We start from the raw sequence: 19,468 nt of genomic DNA, 5'->3' as shown, positions 1-19,468 counted from the left end.
CAGGTGCGATATTTCAGTACGCGATTAAGTCGGGTGCGTTTTCGCGGCTAATTAGGTCGAGTAAGCATTTGCTGCGAAATGCTGAGCGGCGGTGGTAAAGCACTGTCCCTGAGTGATGCATTGACAGCACTCAGGGACAGTTTGTTATTACAGCTCTTTAACGGTGCGAACTTCGTCTTTGTTGACGCGGGCGCGCTTACCATCAAGTTGCTCGAATTCGTAGAAGCCAGTGTCATCATCAAAGTCTGGCTCATCAACAGTCTGGATTTCACGACCGTCGTTGAGGGTGATTACCGTCGGTGAAGCGCAGCCTGCCAGAGTCGCAAGGCCCAGAGTCAGAAATAATGCTGCGATTGTCCGTTGGCTCATGGTGTTTCTCCTCATGGATGAAATTAGGTTCCAAACTTAGGATCGGCTACTGAAGGCAAAGTTCAGTCAATTTCCTTGATACTGCTCACATTTTCTCGCCCCGAGCAGCTCTGGAGTGTTCATGTTAGCCAACCTAGGATCATGTTCAGCACAGTCGAGGGTCCTTGGGGCAAGGCTGCGCAACCAGCGTTGAGGACTGCGCTCACCGGCCAGCCAGGCACTCTCCAACGCATTGCTAAGTTGGCGTGGGATCACGCTGAATAAGGGCTCCAGATATTCGCCCTGACGAATCACCGCGGGTACCTCTCCAGCCAGTTTTAGCAGGTCGAGCAGCAGCGTCTGTTCAAGCATCGGCGCATCACAGGGCAATACCAATACCTGCTCGTGACGGGCAACTTTAAGCCCTGCACGAATGCCTGCTAACGGCCCCTGAAAATCAGTGTCGTCGTCGGCAACCAGTTGGTCGGCATAGTGTGCGTAGTCGGTGCTGTTGCGATTACACGAGATGATTAGGTCATCGCTGAGGGGGCGCGCCAGATCGTGCAGCCAAGCAATCAATGGTCTATCACGCCACAACATCAATCCTTTGTCCTGGCCGCCCATGCGTTGGCCACGGCCCCCTGCAAGGAGCAAGATCGAGCACTGTTTCAATGGGGGCTGAATTGACATCACGCAGTCTCTCAAAGTGAGCCTGTGATATAACATTGGGCAATTATTTGAACAACCGGAACTCTGTTATGGGCCACAAATCTGATACCGCATTTGTACCGCTGAATATCGCAGTACTGACCGTTAGCGACACGCGCAGCCTGGACACCGATACCTCGGGTCAGACCTTGGTTGACCGCCTTGAAGCTGCTGGCCATAACTTGGCTGCGCGGGTGCTGCTCAAGGACGATTTGTACAAAATTCGCGCACAGGTCGCGACCTGGATTGCTGAAGATATCGTGCAGGTGGTGCTGATCACCGGTGGCACAGGTTTCACCGGGCGTGACAGTACACCAGAAGCGGTGAGCTGCTTGCTGGATAAGCAGGTTGATGGTTTTGGTGAGTTATTCCGGCAGATTTCGGTGGCGGATATTGGCACCTCGACTATCCAGTCCAGAGCTTTGGCGGGGTTGGCCAACGGCACACTTGTGTGTTGTTTGCCGGGTTCTACAAATGCTTGCCGTACCGCGTGGGATGGGATTCTTGCTGAGCAACTGGATGCCAGTCACCGGCCCTGCAATTTTGCACCGCATCTAAAACAAGCTGTAGCGTGCGAGAGTCGTGGATGAGCAGTTGTGATCAACCTGGGTTGTTGCCGGTAGAGGCTGCTTTAGAGCGCTTGCTCGCGCTAGCAGATGCAGCTCCGATTGGCTTGACTGAGCCCGTTACTCTGGCTGAGGCAGACGGCCGGGTGCTGGCTGAAGCGCTCGTGTCATCGCTGGATTTGCCACCGTGGGACAACAGCGCAATGGATGGCTATGCCCTGCGTTTGGCTGACTGGCAGGGTGAGCCCTTGGCTGTTAGTCAGCGCATACTTGCCGGTACATTGCCGCAACCTCTTGAGCCAGGGACTTGCGCGCGGATATTTACCGGCGCGCCATTGCCACTTGGCGCGGACGTGGTGGAGATGCAAGAAGACGTGCAGGTTGGCGACGATCAACGTGTCAGCTTCAGTCAGAACATGCGCTTCGGCCAGAATGTTCGTGCGCAGGGCCAAGAAACCAAAGTAGGCGACAGTGTGTTGCCAGCCGGTACACGGCTGGGGCCGATTGAACTGGGTTTGGCCGCCTCTCTTGGGGCCGGCATTTTGCAGGTCTACAAGCGTGCTCGGGTTGCAGTGTTGTCCACTGGGGATGAGTTGATCGAACCCGGGCAAGCCCTTGGGCCTGGCCAGATCTACAACAGTAACCGGCGCTTGCTCTGTACCTGGTTGCAGCGTTTGGGTTGTGAGGTGGTTGACGGCGGAATTCTCGCCGATGACCTGCAGCAGACCCGGGATGCACTGGCGGCGCTTAACCATGTTGATCTGATTCTTTCAACCGGCGGTGTATCGGTGGGTGAGGCTGACTTTCTCGGCGCGGCATTGCGTGAGGAGGGCGAGTTGGCTTTGTGGAAGCTTGCGATCAAGCCCGGTAAGCCGCTGACGTTTGGAGCCTTCCGGGGTGTGCCCGTATTGGGTTTACCGGGTAACCCGGCTTCGACGTTGGTGACCTTTGGCCTGCTTGCACGTCCTTACCTGTTGCGACGCATGGGGGTCACCAAGGTTGAGCCATTGGGCTTTGCGATGCCGTCGGGGTTCGCTTGGACCAAGGTGGGTAATCGCCGTGAGTACGTACGTGCGCGGATTGAAAATGGCCGGGTGGTGATGCATCCGAATCAAAGCTCGGGCGTATTGCGCAGTGCGGCATGGGCCGAAGGATTGGCTGAGGTACTTGAAGGCAAGGCCTTGGCGGAGGGCGATAGCCTGCGGTTTATCCCCATGAGTGAAATTCTAGGCTAGGTTTTGTCTTGGGTCATACGTTTGGGCGATGGCTATGCCGATAGTCGCCCGGCGTTTGCCCTGTCCAGAGTTTGAAGCTGCGATGAAACGAGCGCGACTCACTGAAACCAAGGTAGCTGGCAATATCTTGCACCGGTAGATCGCTGCGCAGTAAATAATGCTCAGCCAGTTCTTGGCGCAACTCATCGAGTATCGATTGATAGCTGGTGCCTGCTTGTTGCAAATGCCGTTGCAGGGTGCGCACGGTCATGTCGAAACGCTCGGCCACCCGTTCTTTACGTGGCAGCCCATCCTTGAGTAACAAGCGTAAGGCGCTCTTAACTCGCGCCGCGAGCGGCTGGTCATCATCAAACTTGGCCATTAGCGTCAGTGCATGTTCTTCAAGTGTGCGCAGCAGGTTCGAGTCAGCTTGGCGCAACTCGATTGCCAGTAGGTGATTGGGGATAATCAAGGCATTGCAGGGTTGCTCAAACAGTACGGGACAACCAAATACGTCTTGGTAGGTCTGGTCAGGCACTCCATCGGGGCGGTTATGCTCAAACAATACTGCGGAGGGCGAGTGCGGTGTGTCGGCGATCCAGCGAGCATACAGCAGCCAAGAGGCCAGAACATTTTCAACCATATGCCGGCGTATAAGTGGCTGATCGTGTCGACAGCTCCAGATCAGCCGGGTGTGTTCGGTGTTGGATTCAACCCGGCTGACGCCCATGTCACCGACCAGTTTTTCGTAGGGCACGATTCGACTGATAGCCTCACCCAAGGTGGCGCAATTAAGGGTGATATAACCCAGTACGCTCCATGATCCAGGCTGCACATAGCGCGCACTGTTGAGGCCAAATAACGGGTCGTCGCAGTGCTGGAGCAAATAACTGAGCAAGCGCTCATGGCTGATGCTGGGGATGCGCCTGGCGTTGTCACTCAGATCTTCGCGTGACAAGTTTGCAGCCTGCAATGCCTGGTCAGCATCAAGGCCTAAAAATTCTGCATGACGCAGGTATTTGAGCAGGGCGGGTGCGGCCGTGTAGCCAAGACTGTTCATGTTGTTCTTAGAGTTGGTTAGCCAATCCTGACAAGTATAAGCAAATGCAATGCGGCTGGGTGTGACAGCGAGAGGCTTATCCGCAACGGATAAAAAAGCCCCCGACTTGATCTAAGTCGGGGGCTTTTAGTGAGCCTTACAGCCCGTGGTTAGGCAACGTCAACCAAGACGATTTCACTGTCTTCGCTCGCCGTGACACGCAGGACCTCAACGTCTCGAATAGCCACCCCGTCGCGGGTCTTAGCTGCGACGCCGTTGACCTCAAACGCACCTGAGGATGCTACCAAATAGGCTTTTCGATCAGCACCGAGAATGTACTCAGTGGTTTGCCCAGCCTTCAAGGTTGCGGCGGCAACACGTGCATTTGCCCGGATCGCCAGTGCGTCTTGATCATCACTGGTGCCGCTGGCCAACGTCACAAAACTGCCAGCACGATCGCCTTTCGGGAAGGGTTTGGCACCCCAGGATGGTGGTGAGTCAAACTGGTTGGGCGTAATCCAAATCTGGAAGATTTTAGTTGTGGTGTCTTCCAGGTTGTACTCGCTGTGAGCTATACCGGTCCCGGCGCTCATCACTTGCACATCGCCCGCTTCTGTACGGCCATGATTGCCCAAGTTATCTTTGTGGGTGATCGCGCCTTGGCGAACGTAGGTGATGATTTCCATGTCACGGTGTGGGTGCGGTGGAAAGCCCGAATGCGCAGCGATTTCATCATCGTTCCACACCCTCAGGTCGCCCCACGCCATGCGTTGCGGATCATAATACTCAGCAAATGAGAAATGGTGGCGTGCATTCAACCAACCATGCTCGGCGCCGCCGAGGTCTGCAAAAGCGCGAACTTCAATCATTTCGATATCCTCAGTTAGTGATGCGCACCCTGATGATTTGCAGGTGCTATCAAGTTTCAAGGAGGTCATTTTCTATCAGTTTAATTGTTGTTAATAGCGCTTTATATGGATTGAATATATCGATTTAATTGATTCTTTGTGCTTGGGGGGGGGCAGCTTCCGCTCAGGGATAATTGCTGATGTGAGCCTTGGTTTTAGTCAGTAAGAGACAAATGCGCTGCGCTGTGGTCTGTTAGTGAGAGCAAAATTATCTGCCAGGTTTTAGGTTATCCAAGGAGCGATCAATGAGTAAGCGCAGAGCGCTGTTGATATTGCATGGCAAGCAGGCGCTGAATCAGGAATTGCGAACGGCTATCTACGCCAAGCGCGATCAGGGCTGGGATATTGCCGTGAGGGTCACCTGGGAAGCCGGTGATGCTCAGCGTATCGTCAGTGAAGCGCTTGCTGATGGCTACCCGACGCTGATTGCGGGTGGTGGCGATGGCACCTTGCGGGCGGTTGCAGAAGCGATCGCCATGTCTGGCAGCGATGCCAGTTTGGTTTTACTTGGCTTGGGCACCGCCAATGATTTCGCCACGGCGGCCGGTGTTCCTGTGGACCTGCATGAAGCACTGGGTTTGCTTGACCTGGAACCAACGCCAATCGATCTGGGTGAGGTCAATGGCCAGTTATTCTTGAACATGGCCACGGGTGGCTTCGGGACCAGTGTTACGACCAATACGCCTGAGGATTTAAAGAAAGTCCTTGGAGGCGCAGCCTATTTTCTAACTGGCTTGAGCCGATTTGCTGAGGTACGCACCTCGTTCGGGCGTTTTAAGGGGCCAGACTTTAGCTGGGAGGGCGACTTTCTAGCGCTGGGTATCGGTAACGGTACGCAAGCTGGTGGCGGCCATGCGTTGTGCCCAAACGCGCGGATTAATGATGGTTTGCTCGATGTCTGCATCGTACCCGCTGCGCCAGACATGGTCAGCACCCTTGGGACAATGTTGTCGGGCTCAATGAATGGTGTTGAAAGCGTGTCGCAGATGACGCGGGTTGCTTGGCTAGAGGTTGAAGCACCAGAAGGGCTTGACCTCAATCTTGATGGCGAGCCGATGAGCGCCACTAAGTTAAGTTTCAAGACGCGTGAGAACGCCTTGCGTGTCCATTTGCCGGAATATTCACCGCTACTGAACCACTAATTACCCATCATTGTGTTTGGGGCCGCTCCAGTTATGTAAATGCTTGCCGATACAGCAGATGTAGTCGGTGTAGATGCCTACATAACAGGAGCTCGCAGTGGCCGGAATTCTCGATTCGGTAGACCAACGCACACAGTTGGTGGGTGAAAATCGTCTGGAAATCCTGATGTTCCGTTTAAACGGGCGTCAGCTGTTTGCGATCAACGTTTTCAAAGTGCAGGAAGTTCTGCACATGCCCAAATTAACCCTGATGCCCAATCGCCATAAGTGCGTGTGTGGGGTGATCAATCTGCGTGGCAAAACCTTGCCAGTGATCGATCTGTCACAAGCGATTGGCATGCGACCGATTGTGCCAACGGAGCAAAGCACCATCATCGTCACCGAATATAATCGCTCAATTCAGGCGTTTTTGGTGGGCGGCGTCGAGCGCATCATTAACCTGAATTGGGATGCTGTGCTGCCGCCACCGGGTGGAGCGGGACGGCAGCATTACTTGACCGCGATTACCAAAGTCGAAGAGCAGCTGGTTGAAATTATCGATGTTGAGATGGTCTTGGCTGAAATCGTGCCTTATAGCGCCAAGATTTCTAATGACCGTCTAAACGATCCGCTGTTGCGCAACGCCTATGGGCGAGAGGTGCTGCTGGTCGATGACTCCAGTGTGGCGTTGTCTCAGCTGCGTGAAACGCTAGGTCAGCTTGGTGTAAAAATGCACGTTGCCAGCGATGGGCTCAAAGCCTTGAACATGCTTAAAAGCTGGGCGGATGCAGGTGCAGTGCTCACCGATAAATTACTGATGGTCTTCACCGATGCCGAAATGCCAGAGATGGACGGTTATCGGCTCACCACTGAAATCCGCCAAGACCCGCGCTTGGCTAATCTCTATGTGGTCCTGCACACCTCGCTGTCGGGTAGCTTTAACGATGCGATGGTGAAAAAGGTTGGCTGCGACAATTTCTTGTCGAAATTTCAGCCCGACAAATTGGTTGACGTGGTGCGCCAACGCCTTGAGCTGGACGATTAAGGCGTTGGTCGGCCGCTCAGGGCTCCTTGGCCAGCGCCTCGCGGATGGTTTCGATTCGTTGCCTATTGACGCCCATATCAGAATCGCCCAAACGCGAGGCTGAGCGCACCTCAACCCTTTGGCTGCCCACCAAAAACTCGACGTCATCGACGAAGCGCATCACTGAGCTGGTGAACTCCACATGCAGGTAAGTCCCCTCGGCCTTGATCAACTCCGCTCCGGGCTGTCGGGCAATAACCCTTAATAGTCGGGCGTGGGTTTCATCGGGCGTGCCATTGAGTGCCAGTGGGGCGATTTTGTGTTCGCTGTCAGTTGCCTGACTGTTCACGCAGTTTGGCGAGCTCGGGCAGGGCTCAAACCGGCCTGCGTGGGTCCCAAGTGTTGTTGGTGGGCTGGCGCTGCATGCTACAAGTGCAAGCAGTAATATGGGGCCAATAGGCTTGTGAGCATTGGCGCATGCTCGTATAACAGCGTTTTGAGTTTTGGAGTGATTGCTCATGTTTCGTCTCTCTGGTTTGTATCGTTATCCACTTAAGTCTGGCGCTGGCGAATTACTGCAAAATACCCAGCTGGACGCTTTGGGTGTGCAAGGTGACCGTCGTTGGATGGTAGTTGATACGCAGAGCGGACGCTTCATTACGCAACGACTGCTTGGCCAAATGAGCCAAATACAGGCCTTTTGGTTGGGACCCGATCAGTTGCAGTTAAGTGCGCCCAATATGGCGGATTTAACCGTTGCAGTGCCGGATACCCGTGATAATTTGCGCGGCGTGCATATTTGGCATGACAGCTTGCGGGTACCGGATGCAGGCGATGATGCTGCGCAATGGTTGAGCCAGTTTTTAGGGCGCAGTTGCCGGCTGGTGCATGTTGCCTCTGAGCGTGCTCGGCAGATTGACCCCGTGTACGCTGAGATCGGGCAGAAGGTCGCATTCCCCGACGGCTTTCCTCTGTTGCTGATCGGTCAGGCCTCGCTTGATGATTTATCTCAGCGGGTGGGGCGTGATTTAGAAATGCTGCGCTTTCGTCCCAATCTGGTGGTAGAGGGAAGTGAGGCATACGCGGAAGACAGCTGGAAACGGATCGCTATTGGCGGCATCGAATTCAAGGTCGCCAAGGGCTGTTCGCGCTGCATCATGACCACCCTTGATCCGGCCACTGGGGAGCGCAGTGTCGATCGTGAGCCATTGACCACACTGAAAACCTATCGTCAGATAGAAGGTGATGTGTTCTTCGGACAAAATCTTATTGCATTGTCTTCGGGCGCTCTTGAGCTCGGCATGCCGGTTGAAGTGCTTGAGTAAAGGCTAAGGGCACAAGCAAAAGGGGCCTTAAGGCCCCTTTTGCGTCTCAGCTCAAGATTTACTGATCATCAAAATAACGCTCATGCCAGGCGATTAGTGGCTGAGGTGCATTAAGTTTTTCGCCGTAGATGACCGCGTATGACAATACGTTTTGCACGTATTGACGGGTCTCGTCGTAGGGGATGTTTTCAACCCAAACATCATACGGCAGGTGATCAGCGCCCCGCAGCCACTGGCGCACACGGCCCGGCCCGGCGTTATACGCTGCAGTGGCAAGCACTCGATTGCCATTGAACTGCGCGTAAATCTGGCTCAGGTATGCCGCACCCAGTTGAATATTGACTGAAGGAATCAGCACATTATTTGGGTTGCTCAGTGGAATATCATAGCGTCGCGCGGTTTCCTTGGCCGTGGCGGGCATCAACTGCATCAAGCCCATGGCACCGGCTGGGGATTTAGCATCCTCCATAAATGCACTTTCCTGACGAGTAATTGCGAATACCCAGCTGGAATGAATGCCACGTTTTTTAGCCTCATTGTTCAGTGACGAGCGATGGGTGACCGGGAAGCGAACATCGAGATCATCCCAGTACTTGGCCAGACTGATTGTACGAATTGCCGGGAAGTACCATTTCAACTCATAACCAAGGCGTGCCTGAGCCACGAGTTCGTCACGGTTGAACCGGCGGCTGACGTGGTACCACTCGCGGCGGCCATCAACAATCTGGCCGCGTTCGTGGAACTCCAGTGCGCGACGGATACCCGGTGTATTGCGCACTTTTTTAACGACATTGGGGTCGAGTACCAGCGGCTGGTTATTGAACTTGTACGGCACCTTGACCTGGTCGGCGGCCATAAAACCGTAGAAGTCACGTTCAGCCGCCAGGCTGCGATAGAGCTTTGCCGGTTGCACGCTGTCAGGTTTTGACAGCTGCAAGCTACGAGCTGTCCAGTAACGCCAGCGGCTGGTGTGTGCCAATTCAGCAGGCATTTGCTGAGTCAGCTTATAGGCTTCATCCCAGCGCCCCAGACGCATCAGCAGGCGTGCGCGCCATTCGCTGACGGTGTCGTTTTGCAGTTTAGGGTCGTACTTGGCCATGACCGCCAGTGCGCGGGGGTCAAAGTTTTTGGCCAGTGATAAGCCGACTTCACGGGCAATTGAGAGTTTTTCTGCGTCAGAGAAATGCATACGCTGGGCATAACTATCAAGCAGGCTCAGGGTCTTTTCTGGGTCCTGGCGAGCCAAGCGGCGCAGGCCCAATCCGACGATGTCGGCCATTGGTTCATTGACTGGGGCGAAGCGCGCAGGATTGCTGAGCAGTTGTGGCTTTTGCGCAACCTCAATCAGTAACTTGCCTTCTTCACTGAGTGTCGGTGAATTTTTGGTCAGGAAACTGGCAAGGCCGTAGTTGCGGACTTCGGCGGCCAGTTTTGCACGCTGCCAGCGTTTGCTCTCGGTCAACTGGCCGGCTGCTGCCCACTCGTCGAATAAGCGGTCGCAGGCCTCAGGTTGTGATTTACCCACCAGCCAGAGTTTTTCTGCAGTGGCATAGCCTTCAGCAACTTTACCGTGACCCAGCTGATAGCGGCCATTGAGGCAGTCAAGCTCGGTGAAGTTCAGTCCGGGGTCGTAATATTTTGCAAAGGTTGCCCAGTCGCCGCGTTCAGCCAGCCAGCGCAGCCAGCGCAGTTTCATCCAGCTGGTTTGCGGCAAGTCGCCGTGATCAGCAAGAAACCGCTCAATTTCGGCGTTGCTGGCCGATTTTAAGCGTGCAGTCAGCTCGGTATACGCCAGATAAGGCTCTAACGGGTAATCCTTCAGGGCGTTGGCATAGCGCCGATAAGGGCCTGTGTCGCCTTTATCAAGGGCGCGTTTAGCCTCATCGTAATACTGACGCTGTTGGCTCAAGCTGGCGGCCTGCGCCGTGGACAGAGCAGTGGCCGAGATAATTAAGCAAGAAAACAGTTTTAACAGTCGGCGGGACATGACACTTCCGGGTGTGTGAGCAGATTGAGCGCTGTGCTTCTGGGCGCTTGATGGGCCTAGCTTAGCTGTTTGCTTGGGGTGGGCGAAAGTCGGCTGGTCGCTTGCATGCGTTAATAATGAAAAATGCCCGCAATACCTGGGCTCAACTCGGTTAGAATGCGCCCCCAGTTTTTTATCGGAGCACTAGGCTCCGCTAATCAAGTTTCGCGATGCGAGCACTGTATTTAAAGCGTTTGCCCCAGGTTGGTCAGTGACCTCTGGGGTTGTGCGCAAAATATTGCCAGTGCAGCCGCTGTATAAATGTTGAGGCGTACCATGACCCTGCTTAAGTTCACCGATGTTTCCCTGGCGTACGGCGCCATGCCGCTGCTGGACAAGGTGTCTTGGCAGATTGCCAGAGGCGAGCGCGTTTGCATTATTGGCCGTAACGGCACAGGCAAATCAAGCATGCTTAAGTTGGTCAAGGGCGACCAACGACCGGATGACGGTGCTGTGTGGCGCGCCCCCGGACTAAAAATTGGCGAGTTACCGCAAGAGCTGCCCCTGGCCGATGGTCGGACTGTGTTTGATGTGGTGGCTGAAGGCCTGGATGGTGTCGGTGCATTGCTCGCTGAATACCATCACCTGAGTCAGAACATTCACAGCGATGCCGACCTTGATAAGCTGATGCACGTTCAGCAAGACCTTGAAGCGCGCGATGGCTGGCGTTTGCAGCAATTGGTCGACAGCACCTTGAGCCGTTTGCAGTTGCCTGCCGACAAAACCCTGGCCGAGCTTTCCGGTGGCTGGCGTCGCCGTGTGCTGCTGGCCCAGGCTTTGGTGTCTGAGCCAGACCTGTTGCTGCTGGACGAGCCAACCAACCACTTGGATATCGGTGCTATTGCCTGGTTGGAAGAGGCGCTGGTTGGTTTTCAGGGCGCTGTACTCTTTATTACCCACGACCGTTCATTCCTGCAGAATCTGGCCACTCGTATTCTTGAGCTGGACCGTGGCGGCCTAATTGACTGGAATGGCGATTACGCAAGCTTTTTGGTGCACAAAGAAGCCACGCTGGCCGCGGAAGAAACCGCCAACGCACTGTTCGATAAGCGCTTGGCGCAAGAGGAAGTGTGGATTCGTCAAGGTATCAAAGCCCGTCGTACCCGTAACGAAGGCCGTGTTCGAGCGCTCAAGGCATTACGTGTTGAGCGCAGTGAGCGCCGTGAACGCACCGGCAAAGCCAATATTCAGCTGGAAACTGCTGAGAAATCTGGCAAGCAAGTGATGGTTCTGGAAAACGTCAGCTTTGCCCATCCCGATGGCCCGATGTTGGTTAAAGACTTCTCCATGGTCTTGCAGCGTGGCGATCGTATTGGTCTGCTGGGCGCCAACGGTACCGGTAAGACCACGTTGCTCAAGCTGATGCTCGGTGGCCTGCAGCCAACCAGTGGCAGTGTCGCCGAAGGCACGCGCATTGACGTGGCTTATTTTGATCAGCTGCGTCATCAGCTTGATCTGGAAAAAACCGTTATCGATAACGTGGCTGAAGGCCGTGATTTTATCGAGATCGACGGCCAGAATCGTCACGTTCTCAGCTATCTGGGCGACTTCCTGTTCAGTCCACAGCGTGCACGCACGCCAGTTAAAGCATTGTCTGGGGGGGAGCGTGCGCGCCTGCTGCTGGCCAAGCTATTTAGCAAGCCAGCAAACTTGTTGGTACTCGACGAGCCGACCAACGACCTCGATGTTGAAACCCTTGAGCTGCTCGAAGAGGTTCTATTGACCTTCCCGGGTACAGTTTTGATGGTTAGCCATGACCGGGCATTCCTCGACAACGTGGTGACCAGCACGCTGGTGTTCGAAGGTGAGGGCCGCGTCCGTGAGTACGTCGGCGGCTATCAGGACTGGATCCGTCAAGGGGGCTCAGCGCGGTTGCTCGGCGTCGGTGAAAGCAAAGCCGGCAAGCCTGAATTGGCTTCAGCAGTCGTGGCGGCGCCCGAGCCTGCTGCCACGCCAGTGGTCGAGCAGAATGCTCCTGCCAAGAAAAAGCTTAGCTACAAGCTGCAGCGTGAGTTGGAAGCCTTGCCAGCGCAGATAGATGCAGTCGAGAAAAAGATGGCGGAGGTTCAGGCGCAAATCAGTGATCCTGGCTTTTACCAACAGCCGGCAGAAACCACTGCTGAAGTGTTAGCGAAATTGCCGCTGCTGCAAGAGGAACTGGATCACTTGCTGGAACGTTGGGCCGAGCTGGAAGGCTAGTTCTGCGGTAACCTGAGCAGTCTAAATATAAGGTCCAAGCCCTCGTTCTAGGGCTTGGGCGTTTATGCAGTCGTCTGCGCCTGCCGGAGAATCTAATGTCTATCGAGTACCGCATTACTCTCGACGACAGTCATCAGTTTAATTACCGCATTGAGTTGGACCGAGAATACGATCCCGTGGAGGCAAGCAGTGCTCCGGCTTGGACGCGGCTGAGTAATCAGCAGTGCAGTAACTGCCCGTTGAGCAATAACAGTTTTAGCCACTGCCCTGCTGCGGTTGATTTACACCGTGTTATTGAGGACTTTCAAGGGTTGCCCGCATTCACCAAGGCCATGGTCTGGGTGCGCACGCCTGAGCGTGAGTACACCAAGCATGCTGGGCTTGAAGAAGGGCTACGCGCTTTGCTCGGGGTGATAATGGCGACCAGTGCTTGTCCGGTGCTGGGCAAATTAAAACCGATGGCGCAGAACCATCTGCCGTTCGCCAGCAATCAGGAGTTTATCCTGCGTGCCTTTTCTCTTTATTTGTCGCGCCAATATTTTAATGCGCGAGAGGGACGCCATGCTGACTGGGAATTGAAAGGGCTGGTGCGGATGTTTCAGCAATTGCAGCTGGTCAATCAGGCGTTTTGGCAGCGTATTCACGATACCTGTAAAGGCGACTCTAACCTGAAGGCGTTTTTGACCTTCTTTTCCATGTCTTCAAGCATGACTTATTCATTGGAGACACAGTTGCAGAAAATTCGGCCGATGGTGATGAGTGCAGGGGACAGCCCTGAGTAAGCTTGTTTCAAAGGTGCAGCCTGAGTCTGCCACGCAGGGCAGACTCAGTCGGTGCTGTGATCTTTACTCGGGCTTTTTCAAGCGCACTGCCAGTACATCGCATGGCGCACCATGGAGAACATCGTTGGCCGTTGAGCCAAGTAGCAGGGCGAGGCCGTGACGACCATGACTCCCTACGATGACCAGATCACAGCCTTGCTCTTCGGCTAGGCGGTGGATTTCTTGGCGCGGTTGGCCATAGGTCAAGTGGCGTTGGTCAGTGGCCAGTTCGTTGTATTTCACAGCGAATGCGTCAAGGCGTTCACGGGCCTGATCAAACTGCTGCTGTTGCAACATCGACAAATCCATTGGCACGTCGCCGCCAAAGGCCATGGCCATCGGTTCAACCACATGCACAACCGATAGCTTCGCTTGGTTGTTGCGTGCCAGGATTTGCGCGCGGCTCATGACCGGGTCGCATTCTTCGGTTAGGTCTACGGCGACCAAGATATGTTGGTAGGACATGAGAGACTCCTTAAATGGATAGTCGATGATTCTAAGTATGAACGTTAATGAGCGCTTGCGGCAGGCTTTTAAAGCAGAGATATAACTTATGACCACTTGGATTGTATTGGCGTTGCTGTTTTGTGTGCTGAGCCCCTTGGCGATGTTGATGCCTTCCCGGCGTTTGCGCGGGCGTATGGATGTGCGCATGCAGGCCAGGCAATTCGGGCTGGCCATGAACATATCGCGTCAGCAATGGCCGCACTGGTTGCAGCGCGGCCAGCCTGAAGCGTGCCCTCAGTATCATCTGGCGCGCCGCCGTGGGCATCAGGACAGCTGGTGCTACTGGCAGGTAGAGCCGGGGCAGTGGTGCAATCAATGGCGCGAGCCTTGTGCGGACACAGTGCTTGCTCAGCGTTTGGCCAGCTTGCCGGGGGATGTCTACAAGGCCGAGTTGAGTCCAAACATGGTTGCGGTGTGCTGGGGGGAGGGCGGCAACGAGCAGAGTGTGGAAGCTATTCGCGATTTTCTTAAGGGCTATTTTTAGCGGGGCGGTCATTAGCCGATAAAGAAAAGCCCGATGCAAGCACCGGGCTGGAAGGTTGGCCAGGCAGGCCGGTAAATTCTGTGCGTACATCTCGACATGGCTCATTAGCATTATTGCTGTGCGCTTAGGTCGATGCAGCTGCATATTGTGAGGATAGCTGTTCTAGCTCCTCAATGATGCTGTCTGAGTACTTGCTAACCAAGAAGGGTACACTGTTTTCATTGTAATTTTTCAATGATTTTTCAATGTAGCGCCATTTTGTGCTCAGGTTGTTCAGCGTTTTGCTGGTCTGAACCGTGTTTTCCGGGGCTTGGTTGAGTTGCGCAAGGGTGCTGGCAAAGTCATTAACCAGATCTTCCATGCTACGGCTGTCACCGCCGCCCATAAAGGTTGCACCTACCGATGCACTGCGCGATGAGTAATCAACCGCGATCGCTTGCATCAACAAGCTCTGCTTACGGGTTTGCTGAATCAGTGGCGGGACGCTATAGCCACTTTCTTGCTCAATCTTGCTGTACAGCTCTTGGCTTAATGCCATGATTTTCTGATTGTGTTCGGCAAGATCAGCCACTGGCTGCAAGTCAGTGTAGCCCTGGGTCTTAAGGGTCATGACCAGCAATTTCAAGTTGTCTTGATAGCCGCTCCAAAGCTCCATTAGTTGGCTGCTGAGGGCCTTTGAGCTGTCGCCATTGAGGTCTTGCAGGGCTGTCAGTGCTTGATCGGCCTCGCTGAGCGACTCAGTTATCATTCGCGCATAGCGCTGATCGCCTTCCATGTTGTTATACATGTAGAAGCTACTGAGGCTTTTCTGGGTGTCCAGGCGCATTTTGTGAAGTTTCAGCAGGCTATCTGCCGGGGCCGTCGCCGCCAGGCTGAGCGTGCTGATCAGGAGCAGAGATAACAGTGAAAAAGTACGTAGAGAAATGGCAAGCATTCGGCTTGTCATACAGCGCTCCATAGACCCTTTGCGAGGGTTCGTTGTTGTTTTGGTTAGCAGTAGTGGCGAGTCTTCGCGCGCCATCTGTCTATAAATGTACCGGGCTGCGCACTGATTTGCTAGCAGGATATTAGTCTGGGTGGTTGGCTGGTTATTGCTGAATTACGTGATAAAAGATTAGCTGATTATCCTTTCGAAGCCGCGCAGTTATTGGGTTTTACCCCTGTGCTGGCGGTTTTCTGACGGCTTTGCTCATATATCGACAATTGACAAGCTGCGGCTTTTCCCTGAATGTGTGCCGACCCAAATCAAACGGGCGTATGAATTGAGTGTTTGTTTGTCATAAACGACGCCTTTACTGCTCGAATATCGCATCAGTGGGTGTGCCAGGCGTTTTAACGCTACTCTTGACGGCTCAGCCGCGGAGCAGCTGCTGGTTGGCTCTGGTGTGTACTGTATTAGCTTCCATATCGTGGAGATCAGTTGATGATTTACGAAGGTAAAGCCATCACGGTTAAAGCTCTTGAAAGTGGCATTGTCGAATTAAACTTCGACCTCAAGGGTGAATCCGTCAACAAGTTCAACCGTCTTACCCTGAACGAATTGCGTCAGTCAGTAGATGCAATCAAGGCCGATGGTTCGATCAAGGGCGTGATTGTTACCAGCGGCAAAGACGTATTCATCGTCGGCGCCGATATCACCGAATTCGTTGAGAACTTCAAACTGCCCGACGAAGAGTTGGTCGCAGGCAACCTTGAAGCCAACAAAATCTTCAGCGATTTTGAAGACCTTGCTGTTCCAACCGTCGCCGTTATCAATGGCATCGCGTTGGGTGGTGGCTTCGAAATGTGCTTGGCCGCGGATTACCGCGTTATGGCCAGCAGCGCTAAAGTCGGCCTGCCAGAAGTTAAATTGGGTATCTACCCAGGTTTTGGTGGCACCGTTCGTTTGCCGCGTTTGATCGGTACCGACAACGCTGTCGAGTGGATTGCCGCAGGTAAAGAAAACCGTGCTGAAGACGCCCTTAAAATGGGTGCTGTCGACGTTGTTGTAGATGCTGACAAGCTGAAGGCAGCGGCACTGGACCTGATCAAGCGTGCCATCAGTGGCGAGCTGGACTACAAGGCCAAGCGTCAACCTAAGCTGGAAAAGCTTAAGCTCAACGCCATTGAGCAGATGATGTGCTTTGAAACCGCTAAAGGCTTCGTGGCCGGTCAAGCAGGCCCGAACTATCCAGCGCCTGTTGAAGCCATCAAAAGCATTCAGAAAGCTGCAAACTTCGGCCGCGATAAAGCGCTGGAAGTTGAAGCTGCAGGCTTCGTAAAACTGGCCAAGACGCCAGTGGCTGAAAGCCTGATTGGTCTGTTCTTGAACGACCAAGAGCTGAAGAAAAAAGCTAAGCAATACGACGAAATCGCCAAAGACGTGAAGCTGGCTGCCGTGCTCGGCGCAGGCATCATGGGCGGCGGTATTGCCTATCAGTCGGCTGTCAAAGGCACGCCGATCATGATGAAAGATATCCGTGAAGAGGGTATCCAGATGGGTTTGAACGAGGCCTCCAAGCTGCTCGGCAAGCGCGTCGAAAAAGGTCGTCTGACCCCGGCTAAAATGGCTGAGGCACTCAACGCAATCCGCCCAACCATGTCTTACGGCGACTTCGGTCACGTTGATATCGTTGTTGAAGCGGTCGTTGAGAACCCTAAGGTCAAGCAAGCTGTACTGGCTGAAGTTGAAGGCGTGGTCCGTGAAGACGCGATTCTGACCTCCAACACCTCGACCATTTCCATCAGCCTGCTGGCTAAAGCCTTGAAGCGCCCGGAAAACTTCTGCGGCATGCACTTCTTCAATCCGGTGCACATGATGCCGCTGGTGGAAGTCATTCGTGGTGAGAAGTCTGGCGAAACCGCCATTGCGACAACCGTCGCTTACGCCAAGAAGATGGGTAAAACCCCGGTCGTAGTAAATGACTGCCCGGGTTTCTTAGTCAACCGCGTGCTGTTCCCTTACTTCGGTGGTTTCTCCAAGCTGCTTGAGTTCGGCGTTGACTTCACCCGAATCGACAAAGTGATGGAGAAGTTCGGCTGGCCGATGGGCCCGGCGTACTTGTCTGACGTTGTCGGCATCGACACAGGCCACCACGGCCGTGACGTAATGGCTGAAGGCTTCCCGGATCGCATGGCTGTTGAAGGCCGTACCGCTGTTGACGTGATGTACGACGCTGATCGTCTGGGCCAGAAAAATGGCAAAGGCTTCTATGCCTACGAGACTGACAAGCGCGGCAAGCCGAAGAAGGTCGTTGACCCGAAAGCTTACGAGCTGCTCAAGGAAATCGTGCGCGAAGAGCGTGAGTTGACTGATGAAGACATCATCAACTTCATGATGATCCCGCTGTGCATGGAAACCGTTCGCTGCCTCGAAGATGGCATCGTTGAAACCGCTGCAGAGGCCGATATGGGCCTGATCTACGGTATTGGCTTCCCGCCGTTCCGTGGTGGTGCACTGCGTTACATCGACAGCATCGGTGTAGCGGAATTTGTAGCCCTGGCCGATAAGTACGCCGATCTGGGCGCGTTGTACCAGCCAACTGAAAAGCTGCGTGAAATGGCCAAGAACGGCCAGAAGTTTTTCGGTTAATCGCGCAACGATTTAGCGAGGGTAAAATGATGAGCTTGAACCCAAGAGATGCAGTGATTGTCGACTTCGGTCGCACCCCGATGGGGCGCTCCAAAGGCGGCATGCACCGTAACACCCGTGCCGAGACTATGTCGGCCAACCTGATTCGCGGCGTCCTAGACCGTAACTCGAAGATCGATCCGGCTGAAGTCGAAGATGTGATCTGGGGTTGTGTAAACCAGACGCTGGAGCAGGGCTGGAACATCGCGCGCATGGCGTCGTTGATGACCCAGATCCCGCACACCAGTGCAGGTCAGACTGTAAGCCGTCTGTGCGGTTCTTCAATGAGCGCACTGCACACCGCTGTACAGGCGATTCAAACCGGTAACGGCGATGTATTCGTGGTTGGCGGCGTTGAGCACATGGGCCACGTTGGCATGATGCACGGCGTAGATCCAAACCCGCACCTGTCGCTGTACGCTGCCAAAGCATCGGGGATGATGGGCCTGACGGCTGAAATGCTCGGCAAAATGCATGGCATCAGCCGTGAGCAGCAAGATGCGTTTGGTGAGCGTTCGCACCGTTTGGCGCAGAAGGCGACCGTTGAAGGCAATTTCAAGGATGAAATCATCCCGATGGAAGGCTACGACGAGAATGGCTTCCTCAAGGTTTTCGATTACGACGAGACCATTCGTCCGGAAACTACGCTTGAGAGCTTGGCTGCTTTGCGTCCAGCGTTTAATCCTAAAGGCGGCACCGTGACTGCAGGTACTTCCTCGCAGATCACTGACGGCGCTTCGTGCATGATTGTGATGTCCGCTCAGCGTGCTCAGGATCTAGGTATCCAGCCTATGGCTGTGGTGCGCGCGATGGCCGTTGCTGGGGTTGATCCGGCGATCATGGGTTACGGCCCAGTACCGTCGACTCAGAAAGCCTTGAAGCGTGCTGGTCTGACCATGGCTGACATCAATTTTATGGAGCTCAACGAAGCCTTCGCCGCTCAGGCATTGCCTGTGCTGAAGGACCTCAAAGTGCTCGATAAGATGGATCAAATGGTCAATCTGCACGGTGGTGCGATTGCTTTGGGTCACCCGTTCGGTTGTTCCGGTGCACGTATCTCCGGTACCCTGCTGAACGTAATGAAGCAAAACAACGGCACCTTGGGTGTTGCGACTATGTGCGTGGGCCTCGGTCAGGGCATCACCACTGTCTTCGAACGCGTTTAACCGTTCCAAGATGTGAAACCGGGGCCATGTGCCCCGGTTTTTGTTTGTTTGACTATTGCTGAAAATGAATGCACTGCATTTTTCAGCCGTATTGTGCGAATTTTTTATTAGGAATTGAGAAATGCAGATAAAACCCGGTCTTTACCGCCATTACAAAGGCCCTGAATACCGTGTTTTTGGCGTTGCTCAACACTCCGAAACTGAGCAGCAGGTCGTTGTTTATCAGGCGCTGTACGGGGATTATGGGCTTTGGGTGCGTCCGCTCGGTATGTTTTGCGAGCGTGTTGATGTTGACGGTGAAAGCGTTCCGCGCTTTGCTCTAGTCGAAGCTGAAACGCCGCTTTTTGGCCAACCTTGAAGCACTCTGCAGAACACCTAAACTTGACCTTGCCTTAAGCGCCA

The 19,468-nt window shown here is 54.2% G+C and carries 19 protein-coding genes; 11 read left to right on the top strand and 8 right to left on the bottom strand.

The features are described 5' to 3' along the window. Positions 1-147: 147 nt before the first annotated feature. Complete coding sequence (locus tag ACIGCM_RS01805) at positions 148-369, bottom strand: YgdI/YgdR family lipoprotein (RefSeq protein ID WP_339485713.1); 222 nt, start codon at positions 367-369, stop codon at positions 148-150. A 66-nt stretch (positions 370-435) separates the two neighbouring features. Next, positions 436-1,038, bottom strand: coding sequence for a molybdenum cofactor guanylyltransferase MobA (gene mobA / locus ACIGCM_RS01800; protein WP_397500327.1), 603 nt, complete (start codon positions 1,036-1,038; stop codon positions 436-438). Between the two features lie 68 nt (positions 1,039-1,106). Here mobA and moaB point away from each other — a divergent pair, with 68 nt between their 5' ends. Both moaB and glp read left to right on the top strand, forming a co-directional pair. Further along, positions 1,107-1,646, top strand: a complete 540-nt coding sequence (gene moaB, locus ACIGCM_RS01795) for a molybdenum cofactor biosynthesis protein B (RefSeq protein ID WP_397500326.1) — start codon at positions 1,107-1,109, stop codon at positions 1,644-1,646. Beyond that, entirely contained in the window at positions 1,643-2,857 is a 1,215-nt protein-coding gene (glp, locus tag ACIGCM_RS01790) for a gephyrin-like molybdotransferase Glp (RefSeq protein WP_397500325.1), read from the top strand. Before moaB ends, glp begins: the two co-directional genes overlap by 4 nt. 13 nt (positions 2,858-2,870) lie before the next feature. Here the strand turns inward: glp and ACIGCM_RS01785 are convergent, their stop codons facing one another. Next, complete coding sequence (locus ACIGCM_RS01785; protein WP_397500324.1) at positions 2,871-3,896, bottom strand: AraC family transcriptional regulator; 1,026 nt, start codon at positions 3,894-3,896, stop codon at positions 2,871-2,873. 149 nt (positions 3,897-4,045) lie between these two features. Further along, positions 4,046-4,744 carry a pirin family protein gene (locus ACIGCM_RS01780; RefSeq protein WP_397500323.1) on the bottom strand — a complete coding sequence of 233 codons (699 nt, stop codon included), beginning with the start codon at positions 4,742-4,744 and terminating at the stop codon, positions 4,046-4,048. 284 nt (positions 4,745-5,028) lie between these two features. Here ACIGCM_RS01780 and yegS point away from each other — a divergent pair, with 284 nt between their 5' ends. Together yegS and ACIGCM_RS01770 are read left to right on the top strand one after the other, a co-directional pair. Continuing rightward, positions 5,029-5,925: a lipid kinase YegS gene (yegS, locus tag ACIGCM_RS01775; RefSeq protein WP_397500322.1), complete on the top strand. Its 897-nt coding sequence runs from the start codon at positions 5,029-5,031 to the stop codon at positions 5,923-5,925. Positions 5,926-6,022: 97 nt separating this feature from the next. Further along, positions 6,023-6,949, top strand: coding sequence for a chemotaxis protein CheV (locus ACIGCM_RS01770; RefSeq protein WP_397500321.1), 927 nt, complete (start codon positions 6,023-6,025; stop codon positions 6,947-6,949). A 16-nt stretch (positions 6,950-6,965) separates the two neighbouring features. Here the strand turns inward: ACIGCM_RS01770 and ACIGCM_RS01765 are convergent, their stop codons facing one another. Further along, entirely contained in the window at positions 6,966-7,448 is a 483-nt protein-coding gene (locus ACIGCM_RS01765) for a DUF1499 domain-containing protein (RefSeq protein WP_397500320.1), read from the bottom strand. On the opposite strand from ACIGCM_RS01765, the gene ACIGCM_RS01760 reads away from it, so the two are divergent. Next, on the top strand, positions 7,447-8,253 hold the full coding sequence (locus ACIGCM_RS01760) for an MOSC domain-containing protein (RefSeq protein ID WP_397500319.1): 807 nt from the start codon (positions 7,447-7,449) through the stop codon (positions 8,251-8,253). The genes ACIGCM_RS01765 and ACIGCM_RS01760 overlap by 2 nt on opposite strands. Positions 8,254-8,311: 58 nt before the next feature. Here ACIGCM_RS01760 and ACIGCM_RS01755 read toward each other — a convergent pair whose 3' ends face one another. Next, the gene (locus tag ACIGCM_RS01755; RefSeq protein WP_397500318.1) at positions 8,312-10,240 is read right to left on the bottom strand and encodes a transglycosylase SLT domain-containing protein; all 1,929 of its coding nucleotides are present in this window, start codon (positions 10,238-10,240) and stop codon (positions 8,312-8,314) included. A gap of 315 nt (positions 10,241-10,555) precedes the next feature. On the opposite strand from ACIGCM_RS01755, the gene ACIGCM_RS01750 reads away from it, so the two are divergent. Then, positions 10,556-12,478: an ATP-binding cassette domain-containing protein gene (locus ACIGCM_RS01750; protein ID WP_397500317.1), complete on the top strand. Its 1,923-nt coding sequence runs from the start codon at positions 10,556-10,558 to the stop codon at positions 12,476-12,478. Positions 12,479-12,573: 95 nt separating this feature from the next. Then, positions 12,574-13,260, top strand: coding sequence for a DUF6901 family protein (locus ACIGCM_RS01745; protein WP_397500316.1), 687 nt, complete (start codon positions 12,574-12,576; stop codon positions 13,258-13,260). Positions 13,261-13,323: 63 nt separating this feature from the next. On the opposite strand, the gene ACIGCM_RS01740 is transcribed toward ACIGCM_RS01745, so the two are convergent. Then, positions 13,324-13,764, bottom strand: coding sequence for a universal stress protein (locus ACIGCM_RS01740; RefSeq protein WP_397500315.1), 441 nt, complete (start codon positions 13,762-13,764; stop codon positions 13,324-13,326). 88 nt (positions 13,765-13,852) lie between these two features. Between ACIGCM_RS01740 and ACIGCM_RS01735 the strand changes: the two genes are divergently transcribed. Then, entirely contained in the window at positions 13,853-14,290 is a 438-nt protein-coding gene (locus tag ACIGCM_RS01735) for a hypothetical protein (RefSeq protein WP_397500314.1), read from the top strand. 124 nt (positions 14,291-14,414) lie between these two features. Here ACIGCM_RS01735 and ACIGCM_RS01730 read toward each other — a convergent pair whose 3' ends face one another. Continuing rightward, a complete protein-coding gene (locus ACIGCM_RS01730; RefSeq protein ID WP_397500313.1) occupies positions 14,415-15,236 on the bottom strand; it encodes a hypothetical protein in 822 nt (273 codons plus the stop codon). A 477-nt stretch (positions 15,237-15,713) separates the two neighbouring features. Between ACIGCM_RS01730 and fadB the strand changes: the two genes are divergently transcribed. The 3 genes from fadB to ACIGCM_RS01715 all read left to right on the top strand — a co-directional run bounded on the left by fadB (position 15,714) and on the right by ACIGCM_RS01715 (position 19,424). Further along, complete coding sequence (gene fadB, locus ACIGCM_RS01725; RefSeq protein WP_397500312.1) at positions 15,714-17,861, top strand: fatty acid oxidation complex subunit alpha FadB; 2,148 nt, start codon at positions 15,714-15,716, stop codon at positions 17,859-17,861. A 29-nt stretch (positions 17,862-17,890) separates the two neighbouring features. Next, positions 17,891-19,066, top strand: a complete 1,176-nt coding sequence (gene fadA, locus ACIGCM_RS01720; RefSeq protein WP_339485692.1) for an acetyl-CoA C-acyltransferase FadA — start codon at positions 17,891-17,893, stop codon at positions 19,064-19,066. Between the two features lie 121 nt (positions 19,067-19,187). Further along, positions 19,188-19,424, top strand: a complete 237-nt coding sequence (locus ACIGCM_RS01715; protein WP_397500311.1) for a DUF1653 domain-containing protein — start codon at positions 19,188-19,190, stop codon at positions 19,422-19,424. The last annotated feature ends 44 nt before the right edge of the window (positions 19,425-19,468 follow it).

This window comes from Pseudomonas sp. NPDC078700 (genome assembly GCF_044542375.1).
Taxonomy (GTDB): domain Bacteria; phylum Pseudomonadota; class Gammaproteobacteria; order Pseudomonadales; family Pseudomonadaceae; genus Aquipseudomonas.
The sequence above is the reverse complement of the archived record's forward strand: the minus strand, read 5'-3'. Positions and strand labels throughout refer to the sequence as shown.

Bases quoted from the DNA above. Each gene is read 5' to 3' on its own strand.
- ACIGCM_RS01805 (WP_339485713.1), bottom strand. From the start codon at position 369: ATGAGCCAACGGACAATCGCAGCATTATTTCTGACTCTGGGCCTTGCG.
- mobA (WP_397500327.1), bottom strand. From the start codon at position 1,038: ATGTCAATTCAGCCCCCATTGAAACAGTGCTCGATCTTGCTCCTTGCA.
- moaB (WP_397500326.1), top strand. From the start codon at position 1,107: ATGGGCCACAAATCTGATACCGCATTTGTACCGCTGAATATCGCAGTA.
- glp (WP_397500325.1), top strand. From the start codon at position 1,643: ATGAGCAGTTGTGATCAACCTGGGTTGTTGCCGGTAGAGGCTGCTTTA.
- ACIGCM_RS01785 (WP_397500324.1), bottom strand. From the start codon at position 3,896: ATGAACAGTCTTGGCTACACGGCCGCACCCGCCCTGCTCAAATACCTG.
- ACIGCM_RS01780 (WP_397500323.1), bottom strand. From the start codon at position 4,744: ATGATTGAAGTTCGCGCTTTTGCAGACCTCGGCGGCGCCGAGCATGGT.
- yegS (WP_397500322.1), top strand. From the start codon at position 5,029: ATGAGTAAGCGCAGAGCGCTGTTGATATTGCATGGCAAGCAGGCGCTG.
- ACIGCM_RS01760 (WP_397500319.1), top strand. From the start codon at position 7,447: ATGTTTCGTCTCTCTGGTTTGTATCGTTATCCACTTAAGTCTGGCGCT.
- ACIGCM_RS01765 (WP_397500320.1), bottom strand. From the start codon at position 7,448: ATGAGCAATCACTCCAAAACTCAAAACGCTGTTATACGAGCATGCGCC.
- ACIGCM_RS01755 (WP_397500318.1), bottom strand. From the start codon at position 10,240: ATGTCCCGCCGACTGTTAAAACTGTTTTCTTGCTTAATTATCTCGGCC.
- ACIGCM_RS01750 (WP_397500317.1), top strand. From the start codon at position 10,556: ATGACCCTGCTTAAGTTCACCGATGTTTCCCTGGCGTACGGCGCCATG.
- ACIGCM_RS01745 (WP_397500316.1), top strand. From the start codon at position 12,574: ATGTCTATCGAGTACCGCATTACTCTCGACGACAGTCATCAGTTTAAT.
- ACIGCM_RS01740 (WP_397500315.1), bottom strand. From the start codon at position 13,764: ATGTCCTACCAACATATCTTGGTCGCCGTAGACCTAACCGAAGAATGC.
- ACIGCM_RS01735 (WP_397500314.1), top strand. From the start codon at position 13,853: ATGACCACTTGGATTGTATTGGCGTTGCTGTTTTGTGTGCTGAGCCCC.
- ACIGCM_RS01730 (WP_397500313.1), bottom strand. From the start codon at position 15,236: ATGACAAGCCGAATGCTTGCCATTTCTCTACGTACTTTTTCACTGTTA.
- fadB (WP_397500312.1), top strand. From the start codon at position 15,714: ATGATTTACGAAGGTAAAGCCATCACGGTTAAAGCTCTTGAAAGTGGC.
- fadA (WP_339485692.1), top strand. From the start codon at position 17,891: ATGAGCTTGAACCCAAGAGATGCAGTGATTGTCGACTTCGGTCGCACC.
- ACIGCM_RS01715 (WP_397500311.1), top strand. From the start codon at position 19,188: ATGCAGATAAAACCCGGTCTTTACCGCCATTACAAAGGCCCTGAATAC.